The following is a 23,083-nucleotide window of genomic DNA, read 5'->3' as shown; positions in this document are numbered from 1 at the left end:
AGCTACTTTATGTGTTCACGTTTTACCCCAACTGCGTTGCCCATTCTGCTCGCTGGAACGTTACTCAGCGGTTTCCAGCCTGCCAGCAGCCAAACCATTGCCATGGCACGGCAACAACGTACCAGTGTTGTTGCGCCGGTCGTGGTTACGCACCGACTGGCCGATGTACTGAACGATCTGAAAGTCCGCTACCAGACCGACATTCTGTTTGAAGACCGAACGGTTGCCAATCTGACCGTTCCGGCCGATGCACTGGCCGGAAGCTCGTCGCTGGAGAATGCGTTGAGTCGACTGCTCAAGCCGTTCAACCTGCGTTACAAGCAGGTTAAACCAGGCACCTGGGTTGTGTTAACCCGGAAGCCAACCCCATCAAGCCGCGATGCTCAGCCTCCGGTAAACCCGGCCTCTGAATCAAGTTCGCCGGAAACGAATCAGCTGAATACGGGCCTGTTATCTACAACAACGTCGGTAGCGCCAGCGCCCGAAGATATTCCGGTTAGTGGCACGGTGCGAGCCGCCGACAATGGCCGTACTGGCTCCTCCGGTCCGCTACCGGGCGTGAGTGTGGTGGTGAAAGGGACCAACCGGGGAACCACTACCGATGCCAACGGTCGGTATCAGATCAACATCCCGGAACCGGCTACCGGCCCCACATCACTGACGCTGGTTTTTTCGTACGTGGGTTATGTAGCCCAGGAGGTGGTCGTCAATAAGCAATCGGAGATCAACGTCCAGCTTCAGGAGGATAATCAGTCGCTGAACGAGGTGGTGGTTGTGGGGTACGGTAGCGTCCGTAAAAGTGATCTGACCGGTTCGGTAACGTCGCTCAAAGCGCAGGATTTAACCCGAGGGACCAATATCAACCTACAGCAAACATTAACGGGTAGATCGCCGGGTGTGCAGATTTACCAGAAAAGCGGTGAACCTGGTGCCACCATGAGCGTTCAGATTCGGGGAATTACGTCCATAACCGGTAACAATGACCCGCTGTACGTGGTTGATGGGTTACCCGTAAACGATGGTACAGCTATTGGCTCCGCCAGCGCAGGCGGCACAACCAGTAACCCCAATAATAGAACGCCACTGAATAGCCTGAACCCGGCTGATATTGAGTCGATTGAGATTTTAAAAGATGCATCGGCTTCCGCCATTTATGGATCGCGCGGGGCTAATGGGGTCGTAATTATTACAACCAAAAAAGGAAAAGATGGCAAGCTAAAGGTGGAATACAATGGCACCTACGGCGTTCAGAAAGTAGCCCACACCCAGCGGTTCATGACGGGGGATGAGTACACCAATGTGATCAATTCCATCATTGATCTGGGCAAGTTAACTACCCCCAAAGTAACCGGCCCCAACGCCAACACCGACTGGCAGCAACTGTTGTTCGAGAATGCCCCCATCCAGTCGCACGATCTTTCGTTCAGTGGAGCTGGGGGAAACACCCGCTACTACATATCCGCCGGGTATTTTAATCAGGATGGTATCATGCTCAAATCGGGTACCCGTCGGTACAACGCCCGCGTCAACCTGGAAAATGGTGTTGCCAACAAATACAATGTGGGTATCAGTCTGACTACGTCCTACACACGGGATTACTACAACGCTACAGGTTTGGGCCTGAATGATAACGCCAGCGCCCTGTATATGGCGCAGAACTACGATCCGACTGCCCCACCCTATAATGCCGACGGCTCGTACTATCGCTCCCCCCTGATGGCCCCGATGGATAATCCGCTTGCCGTTATCAATGGGCAGTACGGCATGGGCGATACCTACCGCACCTTCGGGAACATGTACGCCGAGTACTTCCTGATGCCATCCCTGTCGGCCAAGGTTCGGGTGGGAGTCGATTTAAACGATAACCAGCGTTATTTCTGGATCGACCCAACCACCTTAACGGGTTTATCCTATAACGGTTATGCCGATGTGCGCGACGGGAAACGGGGCTATTATCTGGCCGAGGGTACGCTGAACTTTAACAAAACGATCAACGATCACCGGATTTCGGCGGTTGTAGGCTCAACTTACGAACGCTATACATCCAGCGCTTTAATTGCCAGTTCCCGCTCCTTTGCCCTGTCGGACCTCACTTTCGATGCGCTGGGTACCGGCGATAATACCTTGAATGGCGTTGGCAGCGGTCGTCAGGAAAACAAGCTGGTCTCCTTTCTGGGCCGGGTGAACTATGCGTTCAAAGGAAAATACCTGCTTACGGGCGCTTTACGGGCCGATGGGTCTGCGCGGTTCGGGCCAAACAAACGATTCGGTTATTTCCCCTCAGCAGCGCTGGCCTGGCGGATTCATGACGAAGATTTTCTAAAATCCAGCCGATCAGTAAGTGAATTAAAACTGCGGGCCAGCTACGGCGTAACGGGTAACCAGCCAACAACTAACTACCTCTATTTTTCCACCTACTCCGCCGGACGTAATGCCGTTTTCAATGAGAGCAAAGTAAGCTCGCTGCAACCTACCCGCAGTGCCAACCCCGATCTACAATGGGAGTCAGCGGTACAGGCGGATCTGGGGATCGACTTTGGTTTCTTTAGCGGTCGATTAACGGGTAGCGCGGATTATTACAATCGTAAAACCTCCAACCTGTTGTACGACATCCCGCAGCCGTCCAGCACGGGTTTTGGCAGTCGCACCGAGAACGTGGGCAGCATGCGCAATACGGGTTTCGAATTTTCGCTGAAGGGCATTGTTCTGGATAAGAAAGATTTCCGAATCGACGCCGGGTTCAACATCACAACCCTTAAGAACCGGGTGCTGAGTCTGGGCAATGTAACCCAGTCCATCGGCTCGGGTCCGGGGAGTATTGGCCAGGTAAGTATTCTTAAAACCGGCGAGTCCATCGGCTCCTTCTACGGTTACATCGTTGACGGCGTTTGGCAAACGGGCGACGATTTCGGGAAGGCCCAAACCGGTGTTCGACCCGGCGACCTGAAATACCGGGATCTGGATGGCAACAACATCATCAATGCCAGCGACCGCGTTATTCTTGGTAAATCGCTGCCCGACTTTTACTACGGTTTCAACACCAATGTCTCGTTTAAAGGGCTTGCTCTGGACGTGTTCTTTGAAGGATCGCAGGGGGCAAAAATGCTGAACAGCAGCCTGGTCGATGCCTATTACCCTGTTGATTATCGGCGTAATAAACTGGCCACTCCCTACCTGAATCGCTGGACGCCCAACAACCCAACCAACGACTATCCGTCTTTTCTGCCGAATGATGTGCAGGGTCAACGGCAGATTACCAACAAAACGGTTGAAGATGCCTCGTACCTGCGTCTTCAGGCTATCCGATTGTCGTACAAGCTGCCCGTGCCCAAAAATCGCTACATCAGTTCGGCTTCGGTGTTCGTCAACGGCCAGAATCTGTACACGTTCACGAAGTATAGCGGCACCGATCCAGCCGCTAATGCCCTCGGCGACAATATTTTACGAATCGACTACAATACCTATCCGCTCACCCGAACCTTCACAACCGGCCTTAACCTCCAGTTCTGACTTTAGCTTGTATTTCACATGAAAAAGGCATTTATATATCTTTCCTTCAGCGGTTTTCTGCTGGCGCTTTCATCCTGCGAACAGGCACTGGAGGTAACGCCCAAGTCTGAATTTTCGCCCAGCAACGTATTGACGTCCGAAAGTGGGATTAAATCGCTGCTGTTCTCGTCCTACGCCCAGCAACAAACCCAGTCGAACTCGCGCTACGTGATCAATGACTCCGAAGTGTCCACCGACATGGGTTTCAATACGGGTGGTGCCGAAAATGGCCAGTTGATTACCCTCGTCAATTTCACCTGGGACCCGTCCATCGGCACATTCAACGACGATATGTGGACGCCCAATTACCGGACGATCCGTGATGCCAACGGCGTTATTGAGAACATCGCCAATGTTAACACCTCCGACGCCAACAAAAAGCTCTATAAAGCCGAAGCCCGCGTGTTACGAGCCCAGGCCTATGCACTTTTGTATAACTTTTTCGGACCCGTTCCACTCCGTACATCAACCACCCAGGCCGCGGATCTGGCACGGGCCACGGATGCCGAACTGAAGACGTTTATCGAAACAGAGATCACCCAATCGCTGGCTGATTTACCTGATCCGGGGAAAGAAGAAGCGTTTGGGCGCTTGAACAAGGGCAATGCAAACGGGATTCTGGCCAAGTTTTATTTGAATACGAAACAGTGGCAAAAAGCGGCCGATGCCGCCAAGGCCGTGATTGACCTTAACTATTATGCGCTGAACCCAAGTTTTGTGGACCTGTTTCGGGTAGAGAATGAAGGAGGAAATAACCGCGAAATGCTTCTGGTATTACAGTGCCGTACCGAAGACCCCTTTGGGAACTGGTATCAGGCTGGGGCGTTACCGCCTTCGTACAAAAGCAGTCCGCAGTTCCCGAACTACGTGTACAAGTCAACCATGTCTAATTTTGCAACCCAGTACCGGCTGCGCACGGCCTTTACCAGCACCTTTGCGCCAACCGACAAACGGCTGCAATTGATCTGCACCAGCTACGTGAACAGCAGCAACCAGACCGTCGATCTGTCGACCGGCGATAATGCCCGGAGCTTTAAATACTGGGACAACAATACCGTTGGCAACAACAGCGGCACCGACGTTCCGGTTATCCGCTATGCCGACATCCTGCTCACGCGCGCCGAGGCCTTAAACGAACTCAATGGGCCAACCGCCGAAGCGTTCGCACTGATCAATCAGGTTCGGACAAGAGCCGGAATTCCTACCCTTACCGACGCGGATGCCACCACCAAAGAGGCCTTTCGTACGGCTATTTTTAGAGAACGCGGCTGGGAATTTGTATCGGAAGGAAAGCGACGGGAAGACCTGATTCGGCAGGGCACCTTTATTTCACTGGCACAGGCCCGGGGCGTTACCAATGCGAAACCGGAACGGGTGTTATTCCCCATTCCCCAGTCAGAAATTGATGCTAATAAACTTTGCGTTCAAAATCCGGGGTATTGAGGATTTCCTGTTGCCTTGTCTGGTGAGTGATAGAAAGGCGACGGGATTCGCTTTAAGCTAATAAGCACGACTTCTCCGTTTATGAAACAACTAGCCGTATTGTTTTTTAGCCTTGTTTTTAGTCTAAACGCCACTGCGCAGCCGCTAAAACCCAGCAGCACTACCAAAACAAAGCCGAATATCATCCTGATCATGGCCGATGACATGGGCTATTCGGATTTGAGTTGTTATGGCTCCGAAATTCCGACACCTCATCTCGATAAGCTCGCCCGTCAGGGTGTCCGGTTTACGCAGTTTTATAACACCGCTCGCTGCTGCCCCACCCGAGCGTCGTTATTGACGGGGCTGTTTCAGCACCAGGCGGGCATTGGCCACATGACTAAAGAACCAGCCAATCGGGTCGATTATGACTACGGGGTTTATGGCTATCGGGGCGAAATTAACCGCAACTGTGTAACGCTGGCCGAAGTGCTGAAAACCGCCGGTTACCACACCTACATGGCAGGTAAATGGCATTTGGGTCATGCCACGCCGGATGTTCGGCCGCGCCAGCGTGGGTTCGACCGGTTCTATGGATTACTGGCGGGTGCCAGTAGTTATTTCGATCCCATCCAGCCACGCGGCATCTGGCTCGATAACGAACCCGTTGACCGCGTGCCCCAGCCTTTTTATACCACGGATGCGTTCACCGATCAGGCCCTAGCGTTTCTGAAAGACCAGAAAGATCAGCAGCCATTTTTTCTGTATCTGGCCTTTACATCTCCCCACTGGCCCCTGCATGCGTTGCAAAAAGACATCGATCAGTTCAAGGGAAAATACCGGCAGGGTTGGGACGCTCTTCGGGAGCAACGGTACCGAAAGCAGGTGAAGGAGGGCATTGCATCAGAAACGTGGGGACTGTCGGCTCGGCCCGATATTTACCCCGCCTGGGCAGCTCAGGATACAGCCAAACAGCGGGAAATGGATTACCGCATGGCCGTGTATGCGGCTCAGATCAACCGAATGGACCAGAACATTGGCAAGCTGGTCGATTACCTGACCAAAGCGGGCAAATTGGATAATACGCTGCTCGTGTTCCTGTCAGACAACGGGGCCTGTCAGGAAGGGGGTATTTTGGGCGGTGGGGATATGCAGGACATCAATGATCCGGCTAAGTCCGGTGCCATCTCCTATGGGGGTGCCTGGGCCAATGCATCCAATACACCCTTCAAGGGGTTCAAGCATGTGTCTTATGAAGGCGGTATTGCCACGCCATTGATTGTGCATTATCCGGCCGGTATAACCAGTCAGAAAGGCAAGATTTCGACCATGCCCGGCTACTTGATCGACATTATGCCTACGTTTCTCGAAGCCAGTGGTGCCCGCTATCCAACGGAGGCTAAGGGAGCAAAAATTCATCCCATTGAAGGGAAAAGCCTGCTGCCGATAGTGACGCGGGGAGCCCGCCAGCCGCATGAATACATGTACTGGGAACACGAAAATATGCGGGCGATTCGCTTTGGCAACTGGAAAGCCGTTGGTGTGATTGGCGCCCCCTGGGAACTCTATGATCTGGCAATCGACCGCTCCGAACAACATAATCTGGCTGACACGCACCCTGACCTCATTAAAAAACTGGACCAGCAGTGGACCCGGTGGGCCAATACCCATTATGTCTTTCCCAAAGGCACTATGAAACAGGATTTCTCGAAAGAGTGGAATTTTTTTAAAACGACTGAATAACCCCCAATTGATACCTGAATGTTTATGAATCGACTACTCGTAATCGCCCTGTTGCTACTCTCTGCCTCAGGATTGAACGCCCAAAGCACAATCTGGTCTACCGAAAAGGCCAATGCCTGGTATAAAAAACAGGGTTGGGTGAGGGGCTCTAATTTCCAACCCAGCACGGCCATCAACCAGCTCGAAATGTTTCAGGCCGCTACGTTTGATCCAAAAACTATTGACAAGGAGCTAGGTTGGGCCGAAGGGCTAGGGCTGAACGCCATGCGGGTTTATCTGCACCATATGGCCTGGACAACCGATAAAGCGGGGTTCAAAAATCGTCTGGGACAGTACCTCCAGATTGCCAATAAACACGGTATCAAAACCATACTCGTATTTTTTGACGATTGCTGGAATGACGAATACCATCCCGGCAAGCAGCCTGCCCCCAAACCCGGCATTCATAACAGCGGCTGGGTGCGTGACCCCGGCACCATGATCCTGACTCACCCCGACAGTCTGAAGGTGCTGGAAAGCTACGTAAAGGACGTGATGACCACCTTTAAAAACGATGATCGAATCCTACTCTGGGACCTCTATAACGAGCCGGGTAACAATCAGTACTTCGACAAGAGTTTACCGCTGTTGAAGTCCGTATTTGGCTGGGCCAGGGCCGTTAACCCATCGCAACCGATCAGCGCGGGCGTTTGGAACTGGGACGACAAATTTACGGAGCTAAACAAGTTTCAGGAAGAAAACTCGGACGTGATCACCTACCACAATTACCGATACATTGATAATCACCAGCAGCGCATCAAGTCCTTACGCAAATACAACCGGCCCCTCATCTGTACGGAATACATGGCCCGCAGAAACGGTAGCCTCTTCCAGACCATTATGCCCATGTTGAAGCAGGAAAATGTTGGCGCCATCAACTGGGGATTTGTATCGGGCAAAACGAATACGATTTATGCCTGGGGAACACCTATGCCGGATGGCAAAGAACCAGAATTGTGGTTCCACGACATCTACAGAACAGACGGAACGCCCTTCAGTGAAGACGAGATCAGCAAGATTAAGGCATTAACGGGTAAAAAATAAGGAAAAATGGATTGAACACAAAGCCACGGAGAATACAGAGAAGATTAACTATTGAGCTTCCATTAATTTTTCTCCGTGTTCTCTGTGCCTCTGTATTTAATCCATTTTAATAAGTGGAATTTATGAAAAAGGTCTTGTTCGTTGGGTTATTGCCGGTAATGGCCGTCTTATCCATCCTGCTTTTGGGTGGTTTTGAGAAGAAACAAACTGACACAGTACAGCCCAAAGCAGCTCAAAAACCCAACATCATTGTGATCATGGCCGATGATATGGGCTTCTCGGATTTAGGCTGCTACGGTGGCGAAATTCACACACCCAATATCGACTTTCTGGCCGCTAACGGCATTCGCTATACGCAGTTTTACAACACTTCCCGCTGCTGTCCTACGCGGGCATCGTTGCTCACGGGCCTTTATAACCATCAGGCTGGTATTGGCAAGATGACCGATGCGGAAGATGAACCGGGCTACCAGGGGCACATGACCGAAAACACCGTTACGCTGGCCGAAGTACTCAAATCAGCAGGCTACCAAACGGCTATGACCGGTAAGTGGCACGTATCGAACACCAACGTACAAAAAAGCCCCCAGGAGCAACTCGACTGGCTGAATCATAAAAAAGACTACGGCGATTTTGCCCCCATCGACCAATACCCAACCAGCCGGGGCTTCGATAGGTATTTCGGTAACATCTGGGGAGTAGTCGATTTCTTCGATCCCTTTAGCCTTGTCAGCGGAACAAAGCCCATCAGGGAGGTTCCCAAAAACTATTACCATACCGACGCCATCAGCGATACGACCGTAGCCTACATTAAATCCTTTGCAAAAAGATCATCGCCATTTTTTATCTACGTCGCTGAAACCGCCCCGCACTGGCCGCTGATGGCGCTACCCGAAGACATCGCCAGGTACAAGGATACCTATAAATCGGGCTGGGATGCTATACGGAAAGCCCGGTACGAGAAAATGAGCAAACTAGGCCTGATTGACCCAGCTAAAACCAAACTATCTAAACGCTGGCAGGATGATCAGTCGTGGGAAAGCAACCCAGACAAGGAGTGGGATGCTCAGGCAATGGCTGTTCATGCCGCCATGATCGACCGGATGGATCAGGGCATTGGTCGCATGATCAACGCCCTTCGCGAAACGGGCCAACTGGATAATACCCTGATCCTGTTTTTGTCGGATAACGGAGCGAGCCCTGAGAACTGCGCGGCCTATGGCCCCGGTTTCGACCGGCCCAACGAAACCCGCGATGGCCGTAAAATCGTGTACGACCTAAAAAAGCAGATACTGCCCGGTGCCGAAACTTCCTATGCGTCGATTGGTCAACGCTGGGCTAATGTAGCGAATACACCCTACCAATTCTGGAAAGCGGAATCCTATGAAGGGGGTGTCCATACCCCGCTGGTGGCTTTCTGGCCTAAAGGTATCACCGCAAAAAAGGGCTCCTACAGTGCGCAGGTAGGCCACGTGATGGATTTCATGAGCACCTTTACTGAGCTTACTGGTGCTACCTATCCCAAAACGTACAAAGGCCACACCATCACCCCCACAACGGGAGTAAGTCTCATGCCTTCCTTTGCGGGAAAGGTTTCGTCGGGTCACGAGACCTTGTTCAACGAGCATTTTGGTGCCCGTTACGCCCGCCAGGGCAACTGGAAACTGGTTTCGGCTAGCCGCGATACCACCTGGAGCCTGTTTAATCTGGCAACCGATAAATCCGAAACCCAGGACGTAGCGGCTCAATATCCTGATAAAGTTCAGCAATTGGCCAGCTTATGGCGACAGTGGGCTAACTCGCACGAGGTGTTTCCGAAACCGGGCCGGAAAAAGTAAGCCAGGCCATTCAATAAGGAAAGAGCAAATTCATGATTTCGTAAAAGAGAGTTGATTGAACAAAACGTTAGGGGTTGAGTAAGGATGTATCAAATAAACTCAACCGTTATGGATAGTATCAATCAACAGCAGCCCGAAAAGAATCACGAAGATTTGGCAGGTGCCGAAGCTGGCAAAAAAATCAGCGAACTGGTTAGTAAAGGCAGCACCTGTTATTTCTGCACAACGATTACGACCGGAGAGCCGCTACGCACAAGGCCGATGTCGGTACAAAAGGTAGATGACGATGGCAACTTCTGGTTTTTAAGTGCTAACGACAGCCATAAAAATGCAGAAATTCAGACCGACGATCATGTTCAACTCCTGTTCCAGGGCTCGGATTATTCCGATTTTCTAAGTGTATACGGCGTAGCTACGCTATCTACAGACAAGCAACTCATTAAGGAACTTTGGGAACCGATCTTAAAAACGTGGTTTACGGAGGGCGTCGATGATCCGCGTATTACGGCGATAAAAGTGGATACGCAGGAAGGCTATTACTGGGATAATAAACACGGCAATGCCGTGGCGTTTGTTAAGACGATTGCGGGTGCGATTCTGGGCAAAACGCTGGACGACTCGATCGAAGGAAAGCTAAGCGTATAATAATTGTTCATGGGCACGAGCAATTGGTTCGTGCCCATGAACATCAGGCCTACTAGTCCAGCTTATTCACCCGCTTCAGGTTATCGTCGGGCACCCGATCAACGAGGAAGTTGATGGGGTCGATACCGGCTTCAAAGGGTTCTTCCTTCACCACAAAGGTGTATTTCCCCACTTTCTGCTTCATACGCTCACGACGAACAGCTAAGAGCTTACCCTGCTTTTTACCTTCGGCTGGTTTGCCATATACCCCAACGTCGATCAGATCGTTGAGCGTCGTGGGTGTTTCGCGGCCCAGCGAATCGGCGTAGAACTTCTCGGCCTGCACGTCAATCGTTACCTCATACTGACCGTCCGGGCGCTTTTTAGACGAAGCGGCTGTAGCCCGGTTGTTGAACACGGTGATGCGCTCAAACTGATCAGTAATCACTGATTGCAGGGAATCAGGGGTTTGTTGTCGGAACAGGTCCACCAGAGTATAGGAAACCGGGTAAGGTGGTTGCCGGTAAGCATATTGATCAATCAGTGTATGAAGTGCCTTATTCACGGCGCTTTCGCCAATCAATTCTTTCAGGTAATACATCACCGCGCTCCCCTTGTTGTAATGAATATAGCCCTGATTTTCGACTCGTTCCAAGGGCACTTCCTTGAGTGATTCCGTTCCTCGGGCGGAGAGATAGCGATCCATTTCGTATTTCAGGAACCGCTTCATCCGGCCTTTATCGTAGGCTTTTTCCATGACCATCAGCGCCGAATACTGAGCCTGCGTTTCCGAAAGCAGTGTAGCACCCTGCATATAAGCCCCAATAACCTGGTGCGCCCACCACTGGTGCCCCATCTCATGGGCAACCACATACTTCACCATGTCGATGTCTTCTTCGGGATCAATTCGGGAAATGAAGCCAATGCTTTCTGAGTACGGCATGGTACCGGGGAACGCCTGCGCAAAGCTGGCATAGCGCGGGAACTCGATGATCCGCGCCTGCTTATGACGGTACGGTCCAAAATGTTCAGTATAGTACGCCAGCGAACCCTTGATCGACTCCAGCATGTCCCGAACGTTGTAGGGGTGCTTTTTATCGTAATATACTTCAACGTCAATGCCGTTCCATTTCTCGCGAGCTACCTCATAACGGGCAGAAATAAACGAATAGAAGTTAAGCGAGGGATGATCGAGTTTGTAGTGGAAATAGCGCCGGGGTTGCCCATCGGAACCGGTCTGTCGCCATTCTTTCAACAAGGAACCCGGTGCCACAGCGATCTGGTTAGGTGAGGTACTGATGGTTGTTTCGACCATCACCCAATCGGAGTTGTTACTGATGTAATGATCCATACAATCGCCGGTGCAGTTGCGCTCCAGCTTTGGCATGCGGGCTTTTTCGGGCAGGCCGTATTTCTTGCGGTCGTTTTTGTCGGAAATTTCGCCCTGCTCCTGATAGCCGATCTGCGGGGCAATATCGAAATTATCGAAAAACGAACCATTCTGGCTGATCTGCTTCGTGAACTGCACCTCATTCTCGAAACCGGGCGTTCGCTTCCGGGTCGTAAAACGAAGGTGCAGCGAATCGCCGGGAGCCAGGGCGGGACTAAGTTTGTAAATACGATAGTTCAACAGCGAATCGTCCAGTACCTGTTTTGCCCGCTCCAGATCAATCCTGTACTCCAGCCGGTTAGCAAACACCATATGCACCGAATCAATAGGTGCCGTACTCCGATTCACCAGCACATAATCGCCATTTACGACCAGATTTCGCTCTTCGGGATAGACGTCGATGGTGTACTTTACATTCGCGATCCGGGGTTGTGGACGATGTTCGTATCGTTTGTATTTCTGTTCGTAAGCGACCTGTTGCTTTTCGCGCACTTTGCCTGTAACATAGTGGTTCAGGATATTCGTGTTATAAAAAATGAAGCCCCCCACCAGCAATAGTGCTACGGCCAGCCCGCCAAACACCAGCCGATTCGTGCCATTCAGCGCCTGCCTTGCCGACCGCAATCGGCTTTTCCACGACATATCCTTGCCCCGCGCCCAGAACAGAATAGCGACCATTGCCAGCACGGCGGCCCACAGCGACCAATATACCCGGAACCAGGCAAACGATTTAACATACGGCCCCCAGCCATTCATGTCGGAATATTGGTAATTGGGCGAGGCATTGTATTGAATCAGATTGCTCTGCACATCCAGCGGGGTCCAGACATAGGCGTTGGCAATGAGCAAGGCGATGACAATAAAAAACGCGACGTACTTATTGTTCACCAGCGTATGCGTCAGCATCGACAGCATGATGATTGGAGCATACCGCAACAGGTCGATCAGCAGAAACTCAACCGCATACTGACCCAACTCTACATTCGGGTAACTCATCAGGAGTTGTGCGGTTACCCCGGCAAGGATGCACAGCACCTGAATAATGGCCACAATGCCCATCATAGCCAGAAACTTCCCTACAAACACCGACCAATTACGGTGCGGCATGGTATCGTAAATTTGGTCGAGGTCGGCGTCACGCTCCTTCCAGATAATGGCACCGGAGTAGAAAATGATGATAGCAAACAGAAACAAGGAGATTGTACCCCGAATAAGCTGAATGACCTGATAGGTAACGGGATACGAACTCAGGCCATAAAATTTCCCGGCATATTGCAGTGAGAAACCCATGTTGAGCAGCCCCGCGAATAGAATCACAATAAACGCCGTGCCTTTCACCGTTCCCAGGAAATCGGTTCGGAATACGCGCGTCATTTGTACCCACTGCGCCGACCAACCGTAGCTCAGGGTTACGCGCGGCAGCGATTGCAACGGGCCAAAAACTACTTTCCCGGCCGCAGCGGCATCCTCTACCAGTTGTTCGCGCCGTTTTTTACGAACTTTCTTTATTTTCTCTTCAAACGAAAACCGGACGTACGTAATGACCAGCAACACCATCCCAACACCTATCCAGATAACTCTGTTGATGAGTTCCTGCACGTCACCCAGGCCCACCGAGCGTGTATTTTTGTCGCTGACGGTCCAGTATTTCGTAATGAGCTGGAATGGGCCGTAACCGAGGGCATCGAAATAGACTGCGAGGTGTTCGTTCTCCACGTCGCCCAGAAATGTACCCGCAATCAGTTGCGCTACCAGCAGCACAATAGCCCCGATAAAAGCCGTAATCGAGGAGCGCGTCAGAGCCGCCAGCATGAAAATAAACGCTCCGGCCAGAAAGGTATTGGGAATGGCAAAAATCAGGAAGCTGTTCAGGTGCGCTGACCACACAATCGGACCATACCGTTCCGCATCTGTAGCACCCGTTACCTGGCCCACCCAGGTCCCGAAAATAATCCCGATCGAGATACCCAGAAACGGAATGAGTGAGACCAGGAACGAGCCAAAAAATCGCCCGGCCAGGTAATCGACTTTGCGGATAGGCGACGAGAAGACTATCTGGCTGGTTTTGTACGTGAAGTCGCGGACGGCGGCACTCTGCACAAAAGCCGTGGTCATGAGCAGGGCAAAAACGCACCAGATACCATACTGGTTCTGAACAACATAGGGCGCGTTTTTATAAATATTCCCAAATGTTCCGCCAATGGTCAGGTCATCGGAAGCCCCTGCCCAGGTAAACATCAGCACATTGACAAGCAGGAAAACATACACCATTGGCTGCCGAAGCCAATAGCGGATTTCAAACGTAAATATGTGTAGAAACATGGTGGTTAGCTGAGTTGGAGTGTATCGGCCTGAATGGTTGAAAAGAAGACGTCTTCCAGATCAGGCTGGGCAGGTATAAACCCTTCGCCCGGCGTGGACTCGCTGTAGATGTGTATTAGTGGCTTACCGGCTACCAGTTTACTGGAAATAACGTTGTAGTTCTGCTGGTAGGTTAGCAAGTCACTTTTAGCAATCGACTTCTCCCAGATCTTACCGGTCAACCCCGCCACCGAATCCGTTGGCGAACCACTATACAACACGCGGCCCTGATGAATAATGGCCATGTTATTACAGAGCTCCATCACGTCCTGCACAATGTGCGTCGACAGGATCACAATCACATTCTCACCAATTTCCGACAGCAGATTATAAAAGCGGTTGCGTTCGCCGGGGTCCAGGCCCGCCGTTGGTTCATCAACAATAATCAGTTTGGGGTTCCCTATGAGTGCCTGCGCAATACCAAAGCGTTGCTTCATCCCACCCGAATAGCTGCTAACGGCTTTTTTACGATGCTCGTACAGGTTCACCCGGTGTAATAAGGCCTCCACCAGCTCTTTTCGCTCTTTTCCATTGGTAATGCCTTTCAAGACGATGAAGTGATCCAGCAGGTCAGTAGCTGCCACTTTAGGATACACCCCAAACTCCTGCGGCAAATAACCCAGCACCCGCCGAACAGCGTCCTTCTGATTCAGAATATCGAGAGTATCCAGCATTGCCGTGCCCGTGTCAGCGTCCTGCAAGGTAGCGAGTGTCCGCATCAGCGTCGATTTACCGGCTCCATTCTGCCCCAGCAGGCCGTACATGCCCATTGGAATCGTGAGTGATACATCATCTAATGCCTTGACGCCATTAGGATAGGTCTTGGATAAGTGCTGGATAATCAGTTGCATAGCGAAGGGAGTTAACGAGTTTAACCAAATATAAGAACCGGTCTGTAAACCGATGCCTTTTTAGGTTAAATGGTTGTAAACTCATCCAACTGGTTTCGAGGCACGCTATTAAGCCGTATTCGTACAGTTTTCAGTTGAACCCCTTGACCCGTAAATCTTCATCCCGAACGTTGCCGAGAGCCCAACTTTTAGTTACTAAAAAATAAATAAGTTATGTAATTTCTATTTTAGAGGGACAGCCTATAGGCATCAAATCATATCCTACTTGCCTGTATAAGTGTGTAGACTGCTTTCTATGACTACCTCTTATGAATGGCACTTGTATACACCATTAGGGTAAAAAACTTACTATAACACTACTTTTTTTATTATCTTTCAACAGAAATACGCGTTATAGACCCAGTCAGGTCAAGTAATAAAGCATGGGTTAACGCCCATCACATTATTTAATTTTAATCTAATCATCTGTTGTCTATTTTTGCCTGTTTTCTCCTTCCCATCTTTACCAATGGCTACAACAATAACGGAGTTACTAAAAAAGAACAAAGCCCAGTTACTTGACAACTGGCTTCAGAAACAATTAGTGAGTGAAAGTCTTCGGGACGATTTGATGACGAATGACGAATTGCGGGCGCAATCGGAGGAGTTGATCAGTGCACTGGCCAAGGCCATTACAGATGAAAATATAACCCAGGTCGATTCGACAGATTTCGATGAAGTGTTCGAAATTCTGTCGGCCGTTTCAATGTCACGCGCCAGACAGGGGTTTTCTCCCCGCGAAACAGGTCTGTATATCTTCGGTTTAAAAGAGGCCATTATCGACTTGCTCCAGCAGCATATACCCGATAATCCGATGCAGCTATTTACCGAGAGCCAGAAACTAAACAGGCTTCTGGATAATTTCGGCGTCATTACGTTCGAGACGTTTATTAAAGGCCGTGAGGAAGTTATTTTCCGACAGACCGAAGAAATCAGTGATATCTCTACGCCAGTTATTCAGATATGGGAAGGCATTCTGGCACTCCCCATTATTGGCACGCTAGACAGTTCCCGCACACAGGTTGTGATGGAAAACCTGCTGCAGAAGATTGTGGATACCGGGAGTAGTATTGCCATTCTCGATATATCTGGTGTACCCGCCGTCGATTCGCTGGTAGCGCAGCATTTGATCAAGACAGTTAGTGCCACGCGTTTAATGGGAGCCGATTGTATCATCAGTGGCATCCGGCCCGAGATCGCACAAACGGTGGTTCACCTGGGTATCGACCTATCCAACATCATTACCAAAGCGTCGTTGGCCAGCGCCCTCAAGCATGCCTTTAGCATGCACCGGCTGCTGGTTAAGCGGGCAGATACGGATAAGTCTATACGTTAACGCGCGCTACCTATGGAAAAAATACCTATCCTCCGAATGGGTCCCTTTCTGCTGGTCACCATTCAGGTTGATTTATACGACCGGCTGGCGTTAAACCTGGAGACTGATTTGATCGGTATGGTCCACAAAACAGGAGCACGGGGTGTACTGATCGATATTTCGGCCGTATCAATTGTCGACTCGTTCATGGGTCGGATTCTGGGCAATATTGCCAGTATGACTCGGGTGCTGGATGCCGAAACCGTTGTGGTTGGTATGCAGCCAGCCGTGGCTATTACCCTGATCGAATTAGGATTATCACTCAGTGGCGTGTATACCGCACTCGACGTAGAACGAGGGATGAGTCTGTTGCAAACAAAGCTTGGCCCAACTGACGAACTAGCGGATGACGACGATGCTGACGATACTGAATAAAGACAGTATGGCCATTACCCGGGAGCAGGATGTTGTTCCGTGTCGTAATCGCGTAAAAGAAGTAGCCGTAAAAATTGGAATGGGCCTTGTTAACCAAACGAAGCTCATTACAGCCGCCAGTGAGTTAGCCCGAAACATGCTTCGTTACGCCAATGGTGGCGAGGTACTGATTGAAGTGGTTAGCAAAGGGCGCGAGTCGGGCGTACGATTGACCTTCACAGATAAGGGACCCGGTATTGCTGACATTAGCCTGGCCATGCAGGATGGCTATTCTACCGGAAAAAGCCTGGGTTTAGGGTTACCCGGTACCAAACGGCTGGTGAACGAGTTTGACCTTAAAAGTACGCTTGGACAGGGAACAACAATTACCATTTTAAAATGGAAGAATGGATAACTCCGCATACGTACGATTTCAGGCCCCCGACCGGAGTTATTTAGCTCTATTAAAAAAAGGAATCAATCAAATTGCAATACAGGCTGGTTTTCAGCACCAGCGACTTAGTGAAATAGACTTAATTGTGGCCGAAATGGCGTCAAACCTGATCAAACATGGTGGAGGGGGTGATCTGTTTGTGCAACATTTTCAATCCACTACGCAGTCGGGTATTGAACTCATCAGCATAGATAACGGTCCTGGTATGGCCGACGCCACCAAAATGGTCAGGGATGGCGTATCTACCACCAGCACGCTGGGTCATGGATTAGGGTCTATTAATCGCCTGGCCGATCAGGTGCAGATTTATTCAATGAAAGGCTGGGGCACGATCCTTCTGGCTCGTATTTTCCTGAACCCGACTAATGCGCCTATTCCTGAACGGGCTTCCGGGTTTGATTTTCGCTCGTTGCTGGTTGCCAAACCGGGTGAGACGTTGTGTGGCGATGGCTGTTATTTAAAAATGACGCCCAGCCACATCAAGTTGTTTCTGGGCGACGGCTTAGGCCATGGTCCTGAAGCCTATGCGGCCGTACAAACCGCTATTACGGCCTTCCGCCATTGTCCAGATCACCGCCCAGTCGATATTATACGGTATATGCACCGTTCAGTAACTAAAACCCGCGGATTGGTTGGTTCTGTTGTTGTTTACGATGTAGCTAGCCAGCGATGGAATTGGTGTGGTGTCGGCAATATTTCAACCCGGCTCAGTGGGGCAATGGCCTCCAAAAATTTTCTGTCTTATAACGGAATTATTGGTATGAATTTGCCGGCTACCATGAACGACCACACCCTGCCTTTTGAACGGGGTCAGTTGTTAATTATGTGTTCGGATGGGTTGCAATCGCGCTGGGACCACACCCGGTATCCGTTCATTCATCGGTATGATTTAACGATCCTGGCTGCCGCTTTATATAAAGATTATTCCCGACAAACGGACGACACCTCCGTCTTTGTTGGGCGTGCTCATGGAGATCATGGAGGAATTAGTTAGGATTTCGCTCGATAATGAGATGGACCTGATTCTGGCCCACAAACGGGCCATGAAACTGGTGGAACTGGTTGGTTTATCTCTAGCGGCTCAAACTACGTTTGCTACGGCCGTCTCGGAGGTTGCCCGCTATGCCATTGAGCAGGGTACGGGTCCTCTGTTAACCCTATGTACCGACCGATCGCGTGGTCATCAGTACTTAGTGGCCATTATTGAGGACAAGAATCTTCCTGTAGCCAATCCGCTCAACCAGAGCCTGTTATATGCTCAGCGATTGGTGGAGAAGATGGAAATAACCAATACAGGCAAAGGGGGTAAAATCATACTATACTACAGCCTGCCAACGTCACGGAAATTAAGCGGAGAGCAAATTGACCAGTGGCGCGCTCAATTTGATGCCAATCAACCGCTATCCGCTTATGATGAGATTAAGCGAAAAAATGAGCAGTTACAGGAGTTGGCTTTACGCCTACAGGCAAGTGAGCAGCATTACCAGCGGGTAACCAACTCGTTGCCACTACTCATTTTTACGGCTAATCAGGCAGGCCAGTTGCTCTACGCCAATACCTGGCTGACCGACCTTACCGGGCATTCGCTCCAATCCATCAATCAGACCAAATGGGCTAAAATTATTCATCCAGACGACTATGATGACTTCTGGGCATTATGGGCTAAGCAGGCGGCCAACTATTTGCCATTTCAGTATGAATGTAGGCTGCGAGATGCCACGACTCAATCATACCTGTGGCATCTTTTTACAGCCCAGCCCGTAAAAAGTGAGGCCGATAAAGTAGCGGCCTGGACGGGCTTTGTGGTCAATATAGACGCACAGAAGCTTGTGGAGCAAACCATTCGGCACAATGAGGAGTTGGCCCAGGCAAAAGCAAAATTGGAGCAATCGCAACATGAATTAGAATCGACCGTTCGCGAATTGAACCGGAGCAATGAAGACCTAAGCCAGTTTGCCTACATTGCCAGTCATGATTTGCAGGAGCCGCTACGCAAAATTCAGCAGTTTGGCGATCTCCTCCAGAGCCGTGACAGTGATTTATCGGGCGAATCTCGAACCTATTTAAGCCGAATGCAATCGGCCGCCAGCCGTATGTCGGTGCTGATCAAAGATTTATTGAGTTTCTCCCGCCTTTCTACCCGTCGTGAAACGCCTACGTTTGTAACCCTTACAAGTCTGGTGAACAATTGCCTGGAGAACTTATCCTTTGTTATCGAAGAAACACAAGCCCAAATCCAAGTGCATACCCTGCCCACCATTGAGGGAGAAGCGTCACAGCTTGGTCAATTATTTCAAAACTTACTGAGCAATGCCCTAAAGTTCCACCGAGCGGGTATTCCTCCTCACATCTATATTAAGTCAGAGGAAATAACAGCTGATCAGTTGCCACACACGGTAAAACCAGCCCGACAATCGGCGGTCTATCATAAAATTGAAATCAGCGATAATGGAATTGGTTTCGATGAAAAATACCTGGACCGCATTTTTCAGGTTTTCCAGCGATTGCATGGCAAAAATGAGTTTGCAGGAACAGGAGTTGGCCTAGCCATTTGCCAAAAAGTAGCCACGAACCACGGAGGAGCGATTACAGCCATCAGCCAACTCGGCGAAGGAGCCACCTTTCAGGTTTATTTGCCCGTAGCCAGTACTATTAACTAAGGGACTCAGGCAGTATGGCTATCATCAGCCCAGCGTAAACTGGGTCGATGCCCGTTCCGTATTCTCACTTCTGCTTCGTTAAGGCGTATAGCCCTTTATCACCATACTGGCTAACGTCTTTCAGCTTTGTTTCGTAGTCACGGGTCTTTTCGGCGTCCCCTTTTTGGGTGTATAGGTTCACTAACCCATAATAAACATAACCACTCTTCGGAAAGCGCTTTAATAAGCTCTGATACGTATCGGCAGCCTTATCCCAGTTACCAGCTTTCTCATAGGTCCGCGCCAGACTTATCGCTACCGGTCGTGAATAAAGCGGAGGCTCTCCATAGCCTAATTCCAGTTCCTGTTTCTGAGCTTTCTCCAAAAATGGTATCGCCTGATTATATTTTCCCTGATCACGTTTAATACAGCCTTGTAATTCCAGCGATGCCGTGTTCAACGCATTTTGGTAGAATTTATTGAGCGTACTGTCCTTCCCACTCTGATGCTCATTCCGCCATAAAAATGCATCCAGACTGTTCGAATAGGCAATCGCATCCGGGAGCTTGTTCTTGGCCAGTGCATCCATGCCTTTCACAAAAAATAATAGCCCGTTTTTATAATCCATATTCGCAATACTGTACACCGTGTCTTTGTCCTGCACCATTTCTAACTGCGCAGCCGCCCGATCCCAATAGCCAAACGCCATCTCCATTTTGGCGGGTGCCAGAATTCCCTGACTAAAAAATGTGCCATCATAAATCTTTTTACGGCTTTTGGATATGGGCATATTTTTTAGTTTCTCGGCATAATACAGCCCCTCCTTGTGCCGACCATCGTGCGCACAGTTCGCAATCAGGTAATTGATATTGTGGATGTAATTCCAGTTATCGACCTCTTGAATACCTTCCCTTTTCATATAGGCCGAGTCTGTTTTTACAGCGGCTACGAAGGTATCGTGCGCTTTTTTGTAATCGCCAACCCGGTTGTAAATATGGCCCGGCATGTGCACAATATGCCCTGAGGTGGGCGCGAGCGATGTTAGTATGTCGGCACTTTTGAGCGCCTGCTCAGGGCAACAATGCTCCATCAGGTGAATCCAGTAATGATGGAACGCATGATTTTGAGGCTCCGTTCGCTGCACATCCCGCAACAGAAATTCGCTGTAGAGCTGCCCTTCGTTGGGCTTTAACTCTGTATCGAAACCACTCATCTTAGCCAGGGCCAGAAACAGTTTGGCATCAATATCATCGGGAAATTTATGGACGATCAACTCATATTTTTTGATGATTTCCGGGTAGGCTTTTTCCTTAAGCGAATCGCCTAAAATGGCCATTTCGGCGTACAGTTTCTCGTGTTCTGTTGCCTTCTTTACCAGTGTTTTTAGCTTTTTGGCCGCTATCTTTTTGTTGGCGGCATAGATACTATCCTCGTCCGCGCCCGCCGTTTGCAGCAATCCCCAATACGGCATAATAGCGGTTGAGTCCTGGTGAATGGCTTCTTTAAACGCCCGGTAAGCCTCCAGATCCCAGAAATCGTGCAGCAAGGAAAGTCCCTGATTGAAGTATTGCTGGGCTTTTTCGGACTTGGTTTCAATCGTCAGTTTCGATTGCCCAACGCCGGTCATCAGCTTAGGGGGTGGCAGGTTATGAATGTACACATTCTGCGCCCTCGACGCCTGCATATGGGCGAGGTGATTATGATTCGTTTTGGTGTCATCCACGTGATGATCATGCTGGGCATAACTCACAATGGATGTAAATAAACAGAAGAGGAAGGATAGATTCTTCATGTTGGTCTCGGTTTGGTGTAGATCAACTCACTTTTTCGCCATCGCTTTAAACGTTCCCTCCGGAACAACGATATGGAGAACGGTCGGTTTATCGCTGTCCATCTCGAAGCGAAAGCTATAGCCTGTTGCATTTTTGATTCTGAACTCAGGCAATTTGGTTGAATAGAGTTCCCCTTCGGGACGGCCCGGAGCGAAAATTTTCAATACCCCATTGCTGACGAACGTTTTCAGGGTCATGCCCACCCCTGCTATTTCAAATTCTCCCGCATATTTCTGCAACTCGTCGGCGGTGAGTTTGAGGGCTTTCTGTCCTTGTAGTTCGTCTAGTTTCCCCCTCGTTTCTGGATTCTCTTTCAGGGACAAGGCTTTGGTAAAATTAGCGATGGCATTGGCGGTGTCTTTTTTCGCAAGGAAGAAATCGCCGTACGAGTCATAGACATTGTAGCTACCGGGGTAGTTAGCCACATTGAGCTTAAAAAATCGTTCAGCTTTTTTAAAATTCTTATTCGCCAAAGCCCCGTAGCCATGACCATTAATCAAACTTTCAACGGGGCTTACCTTATAACCCAGTTGCTTTGATACGTTGGCAAAATGCCGTTCGTATTTATCGGCCAACGCTGTGGTTGTATCAGTGTAGTCTTTTTGAGTCAGCTTTAAGTTGTAGTAATTGAAAATAAAATGGAGGGCATCGTATTCGGTAATGAGTGGAACCGAGCCGTGGGAATCATCGCCATAGTAGTTACTTTGATAACGTAAGCCGTTCTGTTTGCTGGCTTTTACGTGTTTGTCCAGGTCAAAAATAGACCGGATATGCCGGGTCGCTGCGCTTGTATCTTTTTGCAGTTTTAACAGCGTCATGCCTTCATTCATGGTATTGGCAATACCCAGAAACAAAGAAACTCCTTCGTATTTTTTAGTAGTTAAGGCTTTCTTCGTATCGGCTAAAAACCGTTGTTTATCATACCACATGCTCGGATCAATAGCCACATAGGCATTAAATAAACCAGTGTGCCTGGTTAAGGCCTGCATGACCAACAAACCGCCAAATGAATGTCCAATGAGCATTTTATACGGTTGGGTTGGATACAGGGAATCAATGTGCGGCATCAATTCTTTCTCGATAAACGAAAGGAATTTTTCGCCCCCGCCCGAGTTTTTCGAAAAATCACGATCCATAAACGGTGGGTCACTCTCCACGTGGGTTGGCGTTAAATCCCGCGTTCGGTCGGTGTTGGGAATTGCCACTACAATCATTTCGGGGCAGATCACATTGCCATTTACAGAACTCAATTGTTCGATCATGCCCACCACCGACGAAAAATGGGCATCGCCATCTAACAAATAAACAACTGGATACCGTTGTTTGGCATAAAAACCAGCAGGACCGCTATCTGGAACATGGACCCATATTTTTCGTTTCTCATTCAGTAGTTTCGACTGGATGCTGTCAATCTCCCCAATCACAATCTTGTTGTTTATTTGTGCAGGGGCCACAAAGGCAAAGGCCGAAAAAAGAGTGAGCAGGAGAAATTTCTTCATATAGTTTTGGCTTTAGGAAAAGGACGTACT

15 protein-coding genes are annotated in these 23,083 nt (G+C 49.8%); 11 read left to right on the top strand and 4 right to left on the bottom strand.

The genetic code is table 11. The features are described from left to right. The first annotated feature begins 9 nt into the window (after positions 1-9). The 6 genes from ACYVGO_RS14260 to ACYVGO_RS14235 all read left to right on the top strand — a co-directional run bounded on the left by ACYVGO_RS14260 (position 10) and on the right by ACYVGO_RS14235 (position 10,280). Positions 10-3,510, top strand: coding sequence for a SusC/RagA family TonB-linked outer membrane protein (locus ACYVGO_RS14260; RefSeq protein ID WP_460969844.1), 3,501 nt, complete (start codon positions 10-12; stop codon positions 3,508-3,510). An 18-nt stretch (positions 3,511-3,528) separates the two neighbouring features. Beyond that, positions 3,529-4,992: a RagB/SusD family nutrient uptake outer membrane protein gene (locus ACYVGO_RS14255; protein ID WP_460969843.1), complete on the top strand. Its 1,464-nt coding sequence runs from the start codon at positions 3,529-3,531 to the stop codon at positions 4,990-4,992. 81 nt (positions 4,993-5,073) lie between these two features. Beyond that, the gene (locus ACYVGO_RS14250; RefSeq protein WP_460969842.1) at positions 5,074-6,714 is read left to right on the top strand and encodes an arylsulfatase; all 1,641 of its coding nucleotides are present in this window, start codon (positions 5,074-5,076) and stop codon (positions 6,712-6,714) included. Positions 6,715-6,738: 24 nt separating this feature from the next. Continuing rightward, entirely contained in the window at positions 6,739-7,797 is a 1,059-nt protein-coding gene (locus ACYVGO_RS14245; RefSeq protein WP_460969841.1) for a glycoside hydrolase family 2 TIM barrel-domain containing protein, read from the top strand. Between the two features lie 122 nt (positions 7,798-7,919). Further along, positions 7,920-9,635 (top strand): arylsulfatase, encoded by a 1,716-nt coding sequence (locus tag ACYVGO_RS14240; protein ID WP_460969840.1) that lies wholly within the window; start codon positions 7,920-7,922, stop codon positions 9,633-9,635. Between the two features lie 108 nt (positions 9,636-9,743). Further along, the gene (locus ACYVGO_RS14235) at positions 9,744-10,280 is read left to right on the top strand and encodes a pyridoxamine 5'-phosphate oxidase family protein (protein WP_460969839.1); all 537 of its coding nucleotides are present in this window, start codon (positions 9,744-9,746) and stop codon (positions 10,278-10,280) included. Positions 10,281-10,332: 52 nt separating this feature from the next. Here ACYVGO_RS14235 and ACYVGO_RS14230 read toward each other — a convergent pair whose 3' ends face one another. After that, complete coding sequence (locus ACYVGO_RS14230) at positions 10,333-13,971, bottom strand: ABC transporter permease/M1 family aminopeptidase (RefSeq protein ID WP_460969838.1); 3,639 nt, start codon at positions 13,969-13,971, stop codon at positions 10,333-10,335. 5 nt (positions 13,972-13,976) lie between these two features. Beyond that, positions 13,977-14,861, bottom strand: coding sequence for an ABC transporter ATP-binding protein (locus ACYVGO_RS14225; protein WP_460969837.1), 885 nt, complete (start codon positions 14,859-14,861; stop codon positions 13,977-13,979). A 508-nt stretch (positions 14,862-15,369) separates the two neighbouring features. Here ACYVGO_RS14225 and ACYVGO_RS14220 point away from each other — a divergent pair. The 5 genes from ACYVGO_RS14220 to ACYVGO_RS14200 are packed head-to-tail and all read left to right on the top strand — an operon-like array spanning position 15,370 to position 19,743. Further along, complete coding sequence (locus ACYVGO_RS14220; RefSeq protein WP_142775094.1) at positions 15,370-16,236, top strand: STAS domain-containing protein; 867 nt, start codon at positions 15,370-15,372, stop codon at positions 16,234-16,236. 12 nt (positions 16,237-16,248) lie between these two features. Continuing rightward, a complete protein-coding gene (locus ACYVGO_RS14215) occupies positions 16,249-16,650 on the top strand; it encodes an STAS domain-containing protein (protein WP_142775095.1) in 402 nt (133 codons plus the stop codon). Then, a complete protein-coding gene (locus tag ACYVGO_RS14210; protein WP_142775096.1) occupies positions 16,631-17,044 on the top strand; it encodes an anti-sigma regulatory factor in 414 nt (137 codons plus the stop codon). Before ACYVGO_RS14215 ends, ACYVGO_RS14210 begins: the two co-directional genes overlap by 20 nt. After that, on the top strand, positions 17,037-18,077 hold the full coding sequence (locus ACYVGO_RS14205; protein ID WP_142775097.1) for an ATP-binding SpoIIE family protein phosphatase: 1,041 nt from the start codon (positions 17,037-17,039) through the stop codon (positions 18,075-18,077). Before ACYVGO_RS14210 ends, ACYVGO_RS14205 begins: the two co-directional genes overlap by 8 nt. Beyond that, complete coding sequence (locus ACYVGO_RS14200; RefSeq protein ID WP_460969836.1) at positions 18,061-19,743, top strand: sensor histidine kinase; 1,683 nt, start codon at positions 18,061-18,063, stop codon at positions 19,741-19,743. The genes ACYVGO_RS14205 and ACYVGO_RS14200 overlap by 17 nt, the downstream gene beginning before the upstream one ends. A 64-nt stretch (positions 19,744-19,807) precedes the next feature. Here the strand turns inward: ACYVGO_RS14200 and ACYVGO_RS14195 are convergent, their stop codons facing one another. Beyond that, the gene (locus tag ACYVGO_RS14195; RefSeq protein ID WP_460969835.1) at positions 19,808-21,514 is read right to left on the bottom strand and encodes a tetratricopeptide repeat protein; all 1,707 of its coding nucleotides are present in this window, start codon (positions 21,512-21,514) and stop codon (positions 19,808-19,810) included. A 27-nt stretch (positions 21,515-21,541) separates the two neighbouring features. After that, on the bottom strand, positions 21,542-23,053 hold the full coding sequence (locus ACYVGO_RS14190; protein WP_460969833.1) for an alpha/beta hydrolase-fold protein: 1,512 nt from the start codon (positions 23,051-23,053) through the stop codon (positions 21,542-21,544). Between the last annotated feature and the right edge of the window lie 30 nt (positions 23,054-23,083).

The sequence above is a fragment of the Spirosoma migulaei genome (assembly GCF_054776855.1).
Note: the sequence above shows the minus strand (reverse complement) of the source record. Positions and strands in the feature narration are given on the sequence as shown.